The 12,817-nt window shown below is 33.6% G+C and carries 9 protein-coding genes and 1 pseudogene; 1 reads left to right on the top strand and 9 read right to left on the bottom strand.

Annotation, left to right across the window (positions count from 1 at the left end):
- Nucleotides 1-2: 2 nt before the first annotated feature.
- The 9 genes from argC to ilvD all read right to left on the bottom strand — a co-directional run bounded on the left by argC (nt 3) and on the right by ilvD (nt 11,801).
- Nucleotides 3-980 carry an N-acetyl-gamma-glutamyl-phosphate reductase gene (gene argC / locus QZZ53_RS10405; RefSeq protein ID WP_296384310.1) on the bottom strand — a complete coding sequence of 326 codons (978 nt, stop codon included), beginning with the start codon at nt 978-980 and terminating at the stop codon, nt 3-5.
- Complete coding sequence (locus tag QZZ53_RS10400) at nt 977-2,161, bottom strand: argininosuccinate synthase domain-containing protein (RefSeq protein WP_296384309.1); 1,185 nt, start codon at nt 2,159-2,161, stop codon at nt 977-979. The genes argC and QZZ53_RS10400 overlap by 4 nt, the downstream gene beginning before the upstream one ends.
- Nucleotides 2,158-2,781 (bottom strand): GNAT family N-acetyltransferase, encoded by a 624-nt coding sequence (locus QZZ53_RS10395; RefSeq protein WP_296384307.1) that lies wholly within the window; start codon nt 2,779-2,781, stop codon nt 2,158-2,160. Before QZZ53_RS10395 ends, QZZ53_RS10400 begins: the two co-directional genes overlap by 4 nt.
- Nucleotides 2,782-3,191: 410 nt before the next feature.
- Entirely contained in the window at nt 3,192-4,784 is a 1,593-nt protein-coding gene (locus QZZ53_RS10390; RefSeq protein WP_296384306.1) for an NADP-dependent glyceraldehyde-3-phosphate dehydrogenase, read from the bottom strand.
- 179 nt (nt 4,785-4,963) lie between these two features.
- Nucleotides 4,964-6,235, bottom strand: a complete 1,272-nt coding sequence (gene ilvA, locus QZZ53_RS10385) for a threonine ammonia-lyase IlvA (RefSeq protein ID WP_296384304.1) — start codon at nt 6,233-6,235, stop codon at nt 4,964-4,966.
- Nucleotides 6,236-6,321: 86 nt separating this feature from the next.
- Nucleotides 6,322-7,821 (bottom strand): ketol-acid reductoisomerase, encoded by a 1,500-nt coding sequence (gene ilvC / locus QZZ53_RS10380; protein WP_296384302.1) that lies wholly within the window; start codon nt 7,819-7,821, stop codon nt 6,322-6,324.
- An 18-nt stretch (nt 7,822-7,839) separates the two neighbouring features.
- A complete protein-coding gene (ilvN, locus tag QZZ53_RS10375) occupies nt 7,840-8,370 on the bottom strand; it encodes an acetolactate synthase small subunit (protein WP_296384300.1) in 531 nt (176 codons plus the stop codon).
- A gap of 2 nt (nt 8,371-8,372) precedes the next feature.
- Nucleotides 8,373-10,109, bottom strand: a complete 1,737-nt coding sequence (gene ilvB, locus QZZ53_RS10370; protein ID WP_296384298.1) for a biosynthetic-type acetolactate synthase large subunit — start codon at nt 10,107-10,109, stop codon at nt 8,373-8,375.
- A 12-nt stretch (nt 10,110-10,121) separates the two neighbouring features.
- Nucleotides 10,122-11,801 (bottom strand): dihydroxy-acid dehydratase, encoded by a 1,680-nt coding sequence (ilvD, locus tag QZZ53_RS10365; RefSeq protein ID WP_296384296.1) that lies wholly within the window; start codon nt 11,799-11,801, stop codon nt 10,122-10,124.
- Nucleotides 11,802-12,354: 553 nt separating this feature from the next.
- Here ilvD and QZZ53_RS17140 point away from each other — a divergent pair.
- A pseudogene (locus tag QZZ53_RS17140) lies at nt 12,355-12,798 on the top strand (hypothetical protein); the annotation flags it as partial.
- Between the last annotated feature and the right edge of the window lie 19 nt (nt 12,799-12,817).

Raw genomic sequence — 12,817 nt, 5'->3', positions numbered from 1 at the left:
TTTTAAAAGAAATTAGCTTTAAGTTTTAATCCTTCCGTTTCTTCAAACCCATACATTAAATTCATGTTATGAATGGCTTGTCCTGAAGCACCTTTTAATAAATTGTCAATGATACTTGTTACCAATAATTTGCCTTCATGTTTATGTAAATGAAGAATACATTTATTAGTATTCACCACTTGCTTTAAATGAATATCTTCATCTGAAACAAATGTAAAGGCAGCATCTTTATAATATTTTTTATAGAGTGATTTAGCATCTTCGATTGAACCTTCAAAAGTTGTGTAAGCAGTTGCGAAAATTCCTCTTGAGAAGTTGCCGCGATTTGGCATAAAGTTTATATCAGAATCAAAGCCACTTTGTAATTGCTTCACGGTTTGGTTGATTTCACCTAAATGCTGATGCGTAAATGCCTTGTAATGCGAAAAATTATTATCTCTCCATGTAAAATGAGTGGTTTTAGATAATGATGTTCCAGCACCAGTTGCACCAGTTACTGCATTAATATGTATGTCTTCTTTGATTAAGTTGGCTTCAGCTAATGGCAATATTGCCAATTGAATCGCTGTTGCAAAACAACCAGGATTTGCGATGTAATTAGCTTCTTTAATAGCTTCTTTTTGTAATTCAGGTAAACCATATGCAAAGTTCTTTCCATTAAAAGTCTTATCAGCTTCAAGCCTAAAATCGTTACTTAAATCAATAATTTTAGTGTTATCAGAAAAGGTGTGTTGTTCTAAAAACACTGTTGAATTACCATGACCTAAACATAGAAATAGCACATCTACATTAGCATTAATATGACTTGTGAATTCCATTTCGGTAGAACCGACTAAATCTTGATGTATCTTATAAATTTTGTTACCGGCATTAGATGTACTGAATACAAAATCGATAATTACTTGTTCGTGATTGAGTAACATTCTAATCAATTCGCCTGCTGTATAACCAGCACCTCCTATAATTCCTGTTGTAATCATAATTCTGAATTTACTTGTTGATAGATTTTATTTTGATTCCCTAATATTTTAATAAAACCTTTCGCTTCATCTGCAGACCAACCTTTATTTTCTTCACCGTAACTTCCAAATTTTGCATTCATTAAATCGTGCTGAGATGATATACCGTCTAATGAGAAATGATAAGGTTTTAAAGTCACGATAACATCACCAGAAACTTTAGCTTGGCTATTTTGAAGAAAAGCTTCCATATCTCTCATTACTGGATCTAAATATTGACCTTCATGCAAATGCATTCCGTAGAAATTAGACAAGTAATCTTTATGTTGTAATTGCCATTTAGTTAAAGTGTGTTTCTCTAATAAATGATGCGCTTTGATAATGATTAAAGCAGCAGCAGCTTCAAATCCAACACGACCTTTAATACCAACAATGGTGTCACCAACATGGATATTTCTACCAATAGCAAATGCTGAAGCTAAATCATTTAATAATTCTATGTTTTTATCTGCAGAATCGGTTTTTCCGTTTAAAGCAATAAGTTCACCTTTTTCAAAGGTTAAGGTTACTTTCTGTTCACCATCTTTTTCTAATTGTGAGGGATAAGCCGATTCTGGTAAAGGTTTTTCTGAGGTCAACGTTTCTTCTCCACCAACACTTGTTCCCCAAAGCCCTTTATTGACAGAGTATTTGGCTTTGTTCCATGACATGTCAATTCCGTTTTCTACTAGGTAATCGATTTCTTGTTGTCTCGTTAATTTTCCATCTCTAATTGGTGTAATAATTTTAATGTCTGGTGCTAAGGTTTGGAATATCATATCGAAACGTACTTGATCGTTTCCAGCTCCAGTACTTCCATGCGCAATGTATTTGGCTCCAATGCTTTTTGCATATTCAACAATTTCAATCGCTTGAATAATTCGCTCTGCACTTACAGACAAGGGATAGGTGTTGTTTTTAAGCACATTTCCGAAGATTAAGTACTTAATCACTTTATCATAATACGACGCAATAGCATTAATATTTTTATATGTTGAAACACCCATTTTGTAGGCGTTACTCTCAATGTTTTTGATTTCTTCTGAAGTAAAACCGCCTGTATTCACGCTTACTGCATGAACATCATAACCAGCTTTACTCAAACTCACAGCGCAATAAGATGTGTCTAATCCACCACTATATGCAATTACTAATTTGCTCATTTTTTATCTTTTTTTAGAAACATAGATTGTTTAATGTTTTTCAATCTTGTCCATACTTTTTTATCAATATTTTTTTCTTCTGGTTTTTCGTCTTCCTTTTTATTAGGATCGTAAAGCATACCAGTACACAAACACATTTTTTGCTCTGTTCTAGTTAATACGTCGAAATTCTTACAGGTCTGACAGCCTTTCCAGAAGGATTGATCATCTGTTAATTCTGAAAATGTAACAGGTTTATAGCCTAAATCGCTATTCATTTTCATAACAGCTAAACCTGTAGTAATACTAAAAACTTTAGAATTTGGAAACTTCATTCTCGAATGTTCGAAAATTACCTTTTTGATTTTCTTTGCTAGACCTTGGTTTCTAAAATTTGGGTGTACAATTAATCCAGAATTGGCAACAAATTTTCCGTGTCCCCAAGATTCGATATAACAAAAGCCTGCAAATTGATCACCATCTAAGGCAATTACAGCATTACCGTTTTCCATTTTTGTAAAAATGTATTCCGGTTTTCGTTTTGCGATACCAGTTCCTCTGACTTGCGCAGCGTCTTCGATAGTTTTGCAGATAATGTCTGCATAAACTGTATGTGATTTATCAGCAATAACAATTTTCATTGAAATTGAGTTTTAATTAAAAAATGTGTTTTGTTTTTTGAAAGCTGAACTGGACTCACCTAAGTTCAATACATAGACATACACCCTAAGGGCGACGTGGAAAAAAGCGGTGTACAAAACCATGATTATCTGAAGAGATAATTAAAGATTGAAACTGATATTTGAAATTTGAATTGTACACAATAAAATAATAAAAAATGAATATAGAGTTTGTTGCTAAATTGAAGTATTAGTGACGGCGTTTTGCCATGGGTCTGGGAGCTCTATTATTGTGTCTTTGTGTAAACATAAAGCTAATCTACATATTAAATTTCTAATACCAAGTGATAAATTCCTGTTTCGTACTAATTTTATGAATTTCGAATTAATTGACTTTCATAATATAAATATCTCACCTATAAGCTGTTTATTTAAAGAATATAATCTGTACTCACAAAGTTTGAGGCTCTAGAATCCATTAAATCTTTTAAAATAGCATTGTTATACTCATTGTCTTTTGAAGCAACAAAAGTTCTTATTGAGAAGGAGCGTAAAGCATCATGCACACTCAAAGTTGCAACTGCTGAATCTTTTCTGCCTGTAAAAGGATACACATCTGGTCCACGCTGACAAGAGCTATTAAGATTAACACGGCATACTAAGTTCACTAAAGTATCAATTAAAGGTGCTAATGTCTTTACATCTTTTCCAAATAAACTTACTTGCTGCCCATAGTTAGAAGCTGCCATATCATCTAAAGGTTCTTCAATATCTGAAAATGGAATTATAGGAATTACAGGTCCAAATTGCTCCTCTTCATAAACACGCATATCTCTGGTTACAGGATATAAAACGGCTGGAAAAATATAATTTTCTGTTGTCTCGCCACCTTTACTATTAATGATTTTAGCACCTTTATTAAATGCGTCATCTATTAATTCTTGAATATATGCTGGTTTATCTGGTTCTGGTAATGGTGTTAATTTTACGCCATCTTCCCATGGGTTACCAAATTTTAAATCATCGACTTTTTCAGAAAAGCGTTTATTGAATTCTTCAATAATGTCTTCATGAACGTACAGTACTTTCAATGCTGTACAACGTTGACCATTAAAAGAGGTTGTTCCTGCAATACATTCGTCTATTGCTAAATCTAAATCGGCATCTTTTAATACTATGGCAGGATTCTTAGCTTCTAAACCTAAAACCATACGCAAACGGTTACTTTTTGGGTGCTCGTTTTGTAGCGCATTTGCAGATTTACTATTTCCAATTAAAGCTAGAACATCAACACGTCCATCTCTCATAATTGGTGTAGCAACTGTACGTCCTCTTCCGTAAATAATATTAACCACACCTTCTGGAAAACTATTTTGAAAAGCTTCTAATAAAGGTGATAATAATAAAACACCAATCTTAGCAGGTTTGAAAATGGTTGTATTCCCCATTATTAATGCAGGAATTAACAGCGCAAAGGTTTCATTTAAAGGATAATTATAGGGTCCTAAACAAAGTACAACTCCTAAAGGTCCTCTTCGAATGTGAGCATTTACACCAGAGCTTTTTTCAAATTTAGCGCTATCTCGATCCATTTGCTTGTAGTCTTCAATGGTATCGTAAATGTATTCTACAGTTCTGTCAAATTCTTTTTCTGAGTCTGGTAAGTTTTTACCAATTTCCCACATCAATAATTTTACAACTTCCTCTCGTTTGGTTTTCATTTGTTCTACAAACTTTTCCATACAAGTAATACGATCTACAACTTTCATTGTTGGCCATAATCCTTGTCCTTTATTGTAAGCTGAAACTGCAGCGTCAAGTGCAGAAAGCGCTTCTTTTTTACCTAAAGTTGGAATGGTGCCTAAGAATGTTGGCTTATAATCTTCAGTTGAAGATATAGTAGAATAAACATTGGATGTTTCGCCTCTCCAAGTTTTTAATTCGCCTCCTACTAAATAACTATTTTGATTTACTAAAGATGTTATCTTAAAAGGCTCTTGAATTTCTGAAAATGAGGTTCTCATTTGTGAAAATATTAGTTAAAATTATAAGGCTAATTTCATACAATAAATCCATCGAACCAATTATAAATAAAAGAATTACTGAATTCTTAATTATTTAATCCAATGAATAATTATTACTCATCACTAAAACGTTTTAGACAAATAACAATGCAATTGTTTTAATTCAAAAAAAAGAAAAATTACACTAAAAATTGAAATAAATCAGGTTTGTCGTTAAGGTAATCTCCATAAAAATTTTGAAGTTTCATTTTGGTAATTAATGGTTCTAAATCATCAGGTGACTTTAGCTGCAGGCCAACTACAGCAACATCATTTTCCCGATTGGCTTTTTTCGTATATTCAAAATGTGTGATGTCATCTGTTGGTCCAAGAATGTCTACGACAAAATCTCGCAAAGCTCCAGCACGTTGTGGAAATTTTATAATGAAATAATGTTTTAGATTTGCATAGAGTAGAGCACGTTCTTTAATTTCAGCAGTACGTGTAATGTCATTATTGCTTCCACTTATTACGCAAACTACATTTTTACCTTTTATTTCATCTCTAAATTGCTCTAAAGCTGAAAGACTTAGCACTCCTGCTGGTTCGGCAACAATAGCATCTTTATTGTATAATTCTAGTATAGTTTGACAAACTTTACCTTCATCAACAGTAACAACGCGATGCAAGGTTTCTTTACAAATTGCAAAATTTAAATCACCAACACGTTTTACAGCAGCACCATCTACAAAACTATCTATTGATTTTAGTTCAATATTTTTATTTGCTCTTATAGAAGTGAGCATAGCTGCCGCACCTTTTGGTTCTACGCTAATAATTTTTGTTTGAGGCGATAAAATTTTAAAAACGGATGATAATCCAGCTGCAAGTCCGCCACCACCGACAGGAACAAATACATAATGAATTGGATGTGCTTCAGCCTGATCAATAATTTCTAAACCAACAGTTGCTTGGCCTTCAATAACTTTTTCATCATTAAAAGGGTGAACAAAAATTTTGTTATTGTCTTCGCTTTGTTGTTTTGCGGCATGGTAAGCATCATCAAAAGTGTCACCAACCAAAACAACATCTATATAATCTTCGCCAAACATTTTGACCTGTTCAATTTTTTGACCAGGTGTTGGAGAAGGCATGAAAATAGTGCCTTTTATTTTTAAAAGTTTACATGAAATAGCAACACCTTGTGCATGATTTCCAGCACTCGCACACACAACTCCATTTTCAATTTGAGATCTATTTAAAGATGAAATTTTATTATAAGCTCCTCTAATCTTATAAGAACGGACTTCTTGTAAGTCTTCTCTTTTAAGAAAAATATTTGCTCCAAAATGCTTAGAATATCGAGCGTTTTTAATTAGAGGTGTCACTGAAGCAATACCTTTGAGTTTTTCGGCAGCGGCTTCAATAGCTTTAATTGTGGGTCTATATACTGTTGTTGTTGTGTCTTTCATGTTCATTACCCATGAACGTGGGTATCTCTTTTGTTCTATATTAAATACCTGCCAGGTTTTTGAAACCTGACAGGATAAACGTTCATTTAAGCTAAAACTGCACTTTCAGTAGTCGAAGTTTCAATCACTTTCATTGCTGTCATTGCAGCACGTAAACGTTGACCAACAGCTTCAATAGGATGATTTCTAATCGCATCGTTTATTGCGATTAATTCTATGTTGTCCACAGCATTTACGTCTGAATATGTTTTTCCGATGATATTGGTGTCAACCGTTTTCATGAAATCCGTTAACAATGGCTTACAAGCATGATCAAATAAATAGCAACCATATTCAGCAGTGTCAGAAATCACTCGGTTCATTTCAAATAATTTCTTTCTTGCGATTGTATTTGCTATTAATGGTAATTCGTGTAACGATTCGTAATAAGCAGAATCTTCAATGATACCAGCACTAATCATAGATTCGAATGCTAATTCAACACCAGATTTTACAAATGCAACTAATAAAACTCCGTTATCAAAATATTCTTGTTCAGAAATATGATTTGAAGTTAAAGCTGTTTTTTCAAAAGCAGTTTCTCCTGTTGCAGCTCTCCATGCTAATAAATTAACATCATCATTTGCCCAGTCTTCCATCATAGTTTTTGAGAAATGTCCAGAGATAATATCATCCATATGCTTATTAAATAATGGACGCATAATATCTTTTAACTCTTCAGATAATTCGTATGCTTTGATTTTTGAAGGATTAGATAAACGATCCATCATGTTGGTAATTCCTCCATGTTTTAAAGCTTCCGTAATAGTTTCCCAACCAAACTGAATTAATTTTGCAGCATAACCTGGCTCGATACCTTCTTCAACCATTTTGTCAAATGATAAAATAGCTCCTGTTTGAAGTAAACCACATAAAATGGTTTGTTCTCCCATTAAATCTGATTTTACTTCGGCGATAAAAGAAGATTCTAAAACACCTGCTTTATCTCCACCAGTGGCTACAGCATAAGCTTTTGCTTGTGCCCAACCTTTTCCTTCTGGATCATTTTCTGGGTGTACAGCAGTTAATGTTGGTACTCCAAATCCACGTTTGTATTCTTCACGAACCTCACTACCTGGTGATTTTGGTGCTACCATTATTACAGTTAAATCCTCACGGATTTTCATACCTTCTTCAACAATATTAAAACCATGAGAATAACTTAATGTTGCTCCCTTTTTCATTAATGGCATTACAGCTTTCACAGCATTTGTATGTTGCTTGTCTGGAGTAAGATTTAAAACTAAATCAGCAGTCGGTATTAATTCGTCATAAGTTCCAACAGTAAAACCATTAGATGTTGCGTTTTTGTATGAATCACGTTGCTCATCAATTGCCGCTTGTCTTAATGTATAAGAAATGTCTAACCCAGAATCTCTCATGTTTAACCCTTGGTTTAGACCTTGTGCTCCACAACCAACGATTACAATTTTCTTTCCTTTTAATGCGTTTACACCATTTGCAAATTCTGAAGCATCCATAAAACGACACTTTCCTAATTGCTCTAATTGTTCTCTTAATGGTAATGTGTTAAAATAATTTGACATCTTACTTTCTATTTTAATTTAATGTTGAAATGCTTTTAGCATCGTTGATATTCTCATTTCTTCTTTAGTAACAGCAACACGTCCTGAACGTGTGAACTGCATAATACCGAAGACATTTAATTCTCTATATAATAAATCTATTTCTTCTTTTCTACCAGATTTTTCAATAGCAAAAAAATCTTTGTTTACGGTTACAATTCTAGCATTACTTTCTTTGATTATATTCTGAATTTGACGTTCATCAAATAGTAATTCTGACTTTATTTTAAATAAACATGATTCTTGATAAATGATTTCGTCTTCAGTATGATAGTAAGCTTTAATCACTTCAACTTGCTTTTCAATCTGACCAATGACCTTTTTCATCTGAGACTCTGTAATATTGACCACTAACGTAAACCTTGATACACCTTCAATTTCTGAAGGAGATGTGTTTAAGCTCTCAACATTCATATGTCTTCTTTGGAAAATTGCCGAAATTCTATTCAACAATCCTATATTGTTTTCCGTATAAATTGAAACGGTAAATTGTTTGTTTTCGTTTTTCATAATTACTCTAATCTTATATCTGAAACACTTGCACCAGTAGGAATCATTGGAAAGACATTGCCTTCCTTTTCAACTCTTACTTCTAAAAAATAAGGACCTTCGCAATCGATCATTTCTTTTACAGCAGCTTTTAAATCTTTTCTTTCAGACACTTTTTTAGCATCAATGTGATATCCTTTTGCAATAGCTACAAAATCTGGATTTACCATTTCTGTTGAGGCATAGCGCTTATCAAAAAATAATTGTTGCCATTGACGTACCATGCCAAGGAATTCATTATTTAATACCACAATTTTCACTGGTACTTTTTGCTGAAAAATAGTACCCAATTCTTGTATATTCATTTGGTAGCCACCATCTCCAGCAATCATAACGACTTCACGATTAGGTGCTGCCATCTTTGCTCCAATTGCTGCTGGTAATGCAAATCCCATGGTTCCTAAACCACCAGACGTAATATTACTTTTCGTTTTATTAAATTCTGCATAACGACATGCTATCATTTGGTGTTGACCAACATCACTAACAATAGCTGCTTCTCCTTTAGTTTGAATATTGATTTCTTTCAATACTTCTCCCATGGTTAAACCTTCTTTTGTAGGGTGTAAATCATTTTTAATGACTTTATCGTATTCTATTTTATATAAATCTTTAAATTTTTGATGCCAATCATTATGCGAGTTTGCATTTAGTAATGGCAATAAATCTTTTAAACTTGCTCTGGCATCTCCAAGCACAGCGACATCGGTTTTCACGTTTTTATCAACTTCAGCAGGATCAATTTCAAAATGAACAATTTTGGCTTGTTTAGCATAGGTTGCTAAATTTCCTGTTACACGATCATCGAAACGCATTCCAATTGCGATTAGGACATCACACTCGTTGGTTAAAACGTTTGGTGCATAGTTGCCATGCATACCAACCATACCAACATTTAATGGATGTGAGGTTTTAATAGCAGAAGCTCCTAAAATAGTCCAAGCAGAAGGAATTCCTGCTTTTTCAATAACAGCCTTAAATTCTTCTTCAGCTTTACCTAAAATAACACCCTGTCCCCAAATTATTAATGGTTTCTTTGCATTATTAATGAGTTTTGCAGCAGCTTTCAGTGAATTCTCGTCTGTATTTGGAACAGGTTTGTAACTTCTTACTCCTTTACATTTTTCGTATTTAAAATCGAATTCTTCAAACTGAGCATCTTTTGTAATATCAATTAAAACAGGTCCAGGTCTTCCGCTTTTGGCGATGTAAAATGCTTTTGCGAAAACCTCAGGAATTTCTGATGCTTTTGTGATTTGGTGATTCCATTTAGTTACAGGTGTTGAAATGCCTACAATATCAGTTTCCTGAAAAGCATCACTTCCTAACAAATGGGAACCTACTTGACCAGTGATACAAACCAAGGGAGTAGAATCTATTTGAGCATCAGCAATACCAGTAATTAGATTGGTAGCTCCTGGTCCTGAAGTTGCCATGGCAACACCGACTTTACCAGAAATACGAGCATAACCTTGAGCAGCATGAGCAGCTCCTTGTTCATGACGAGATAAGACATGATGAATTTTATCTTGGTATTTATATAATTCATCATAAACAGGCATAATTGCGCCTCCTGGATATCCATAAAGGATATCAATACCTTCAGCGAGTAGGCATTTTATAACAGCTTCGCTACCAGAAATTCGTTCTGTAGTTTCTGAAGTTTTAGTTTGATTTTCTATCGTTTGAGTTTCTTTCATCTCTGCTTTCTATTAAAATTCATCAGTTACACAGCCTTTAGACGCTGATGATACTGTTTTTGCATATTTATAAAGTACACCACGTTCAAACTTTAGCTCTGGTGCTTTCCAATTTTGTCTTCTTTTTTGTAATTTTTCCTCAGAGACTTCAACTGAAATTGTGTTGGTTTCTGCATCAATTGTGATGATATCTCCATCTTCTACAAAGGCTAATGTTCCGCCTTCTTGAGCTTCTGGTGTTATATGTCCAACAACAAATCCATGAGTTCCACCTGAGAATCTTCCATCTGTAATTAAGGCGACATCTTTACCAAGTCCAGCTCCCATTATGGCTGCAGTTGGCTTTAACATTTCTGGCATTCCTGGGCCTCCTTTTGGACCTTCATAACGAATGACTACAACATCTCCTTTTTCAACTTTTCCATCTCTTATACCATCATTTGCAGCATATTCACCTTCAAATACTTTAGCTTTTCCTTTAAAGCTAAGGCCTTCTTTTCCGGTAATTTTAGCAACACTTCCTTCGGTTGCTAAATTGCCATATAGCATTCTTAGGTGCCCGGAAATTTTGATGGGTTCTTCTATTGGTTTGATAACGTCTTGTCCTTCTTTTAAATCAGTAACATCTAATAAGTTTTCGGCAATTGTTTTTCCTGTTACGGTTAAGCAATCTCCATGAATAAGTCCTTTTTTAAGAAGGTATTTTAATACTGCTGGAATTCCGCCAACAGCGTGAACATCTTCCATTAAATATTGTCCACTCGGCTTTAAATCGGCCAAGAAAGGTGTGTTGTCACTTATATCTTGAAAATCTTTTAATGTAAAATCAATTTGAGCAGCTCTAGCAATAGCTAAAAAGTGCAATACTGCATTTGTAGAGCCACCTAATATAGTTACTAATCTCACAGCATTTTCTAGTGATTTTCTAGTGATTATATCTGAAGGTTTTATATCTTTTTCGAGTAAATTTCTTAACGCTTCACCAGCTCTGACCGACTCTTCTTTCTTTGCATCACTTAATGCAGGATTTGAAGAATTAAAAGGTAATGCCATTCCTAAAGCTTCAATAGCAGAAGCCATTGTGTTTGCTGTATACATACCTCCACATGCACCTGCTCCTGGACATGCTTTTTCAACGATATTCTGATATTCGTTTTCGGTCATAGTGCCAGCAACTTTGCCTCCCCATGCTTCAAAAGCAGAAACAACATCTAGTTTTTGCCCATTATGACAGCCAGAATCAATGGTTCCTCCATAAACTAAAATCGATGGTCTATCTAAACGGATCATAGCCATTAATGCTCCAGGCATATTTTTATCACATCCAACAACAGTTACTAATCCATCATAACTCATGGCTTGTACTACAGTTTCCATTGAATCTGCAATAATATCACGAGATGGTAAAGAATAACGCATTCCTGGTGTTCCCATAGAAATGCCGTCACTTACTCCAATGGTATTGAAAATCAATCCGATAATATCTTCATTCTTCGTACCTTCTTTGACCAGTTTTGCTAAGTCATTAAGGTGCATGTTACATGGATTACCTTCGTAACCTGTACTTGCAATTCCGACTATAGGTTTAAAAAAATCTTCTTTGGTTAATCCAATGGCATGCAACATGGCTTGAGCAGCTGGTTGCGTTGGATCTTGTGTTACTGTTTTACTGTATTTGTTTAATTCATCCATAGTTTTATTGTGGCAAAAATGATTTGCTAAATCTAAATTACTTGTTATGCTATGTTTAAAGATTTCTATTCCATGTAGCAATCTAAATCCAATGACACTGTCATTTGCTTAAATAACTGATATTCAATTTTTTAAATTAAAATAAATTATGATGTTCAAGTGTGTTAATTTTTTGCATAAAAAAGCTATCGAAAAAGAATATTATAGGAAGTTATTTTAACAAAAGTTGAAATACTAAGTATTAGTAGTGTTACTAATTGTAGCAGGAATAGCATTAAAAACCAAAAAACCCGATTCATCTGAATCGGTTTTTTGATGGTGGTGCCTCTAGTACCACTTTTCATTTTATAACATGTTACCTTGTTTTAACTGAAACTATTTGTAAACCTTATTATAATTGATTTCATAAGGTTTATTGAATAATTTATCTACTTTTGATATAACTATATATAAAGGGTGTGTTGTCCCTTTATTAATTTGTTGTAATTTATGAGTAGAGCTATTCATTCCACTTCTGGAACGATTAAATATAGATTAAAAAGATGTCAATGCTAAAGCAGAAACTTCTATAATCCTAGATTATAGTTTTGGAAGAAATAATCGTCTAAAATTTGCTACAGGATATAAAGTTGCTCCAAAAAATTGGGATAAATCTAACCAAAGAATAAGAGCTGTTTCAACACTTAAGAATAGAGAAACAGTAAATAATGATTTATTGAGGTATTCTTCTGACTTTACCGATCAAGTTTCTAATTTGACCGAAGTGGAAAAACAAAACAGAAAGGTTCTAAAAAGTTTATTAGAAAAAATAATTCGTGATGCAGAGCAAATTAAAATGTTTAGCGATAGAGAAGTTATTGAGTTTAAACAGAAGAAAACTTCGAAGAAAGTTTATGTGCCGTTGCACCCAAGAGTTAAGAAAATTATGATAGATAGCCATAATTACCCCTCCTTCACTATACACGTCTTAAGTTTGTCATTGATTACATTTAACTAATAAAAAGAAAGAACAAAAG

Origin of the sequence: Winogradskyella sp. (assembly GCF_016744625.1) — a bacterium.
GTDB lineage: Bacteria > Bacteroidota > Bacteroidia > Flavobacteriales > Flavobacteriaceae > Winogradskyella.
Note: the sequence above shows the minus strand (reverse complement) of the source record. Positions and strands in the feature narration are given on the sequence as shown.

Bases quoted from the DNA above. Each gene is read 5' to 3' on its own strand.
- argC (WP_296384310.1), bottom strand. From the start codon at position 980: ATGATTACAACAGGAATTATAGGAGGTGCTGGTTATACAGCAGGCGAA.
- QZZ53_RS10400 (WP_296384309.1), bottom strand. From the start codon at position 2,161: ATGAGCAAATTAGTAATTGCATATAGTGGTGGATTAGACACATCTTAT.
- QZZ53_RS10395 (WP_296384307.1), bottom strand. From the start codon at position 2,781: ATGAAAATTGTTATTGCTGATAAATCACATACAGTTTATGCAGACATT.
- QZZ53_RS10390 (WP_296384306.1), bottom strand. From the start codon at position 4,784: ATGAGAACCTCATTTTCAGAAATTCAAGAGCCTTTTAAGATAACATCT.
- ilvA (WP_296384304.1), bottom strand. From the start codon at position 6,235: ATGAAAGACACAACAACAACAGTATATAGACCCACAATTAAAGCTATT.
- ilvC (WP_296384302.1), bottom strand. From the start codon at position 7,821: ATGTCAAATTATTTTAACACATTACCATTAAGAGAACAATTAGAGCAA.
- ilvN (WP_296384300.1), bottom strand. From the start codon at position 8,370: ATGAAAAACGAAAACAAACAATTTACCGTTTCAATTTATACGGAAAAC.
- ilvB (WP_296384298.1), bottom strand. From the start codon at position 10,109: ATGAAAGAAACTCAAACGATAGAAAATCAAACTAAAACTTCAGAAACT.
- ilvD (WP_296384296.1), bottom strand. From the start codon at position 11,801: ATGGATGAATTAAACAAATACAGTAAAACAGTAACACAAGATCCAACG.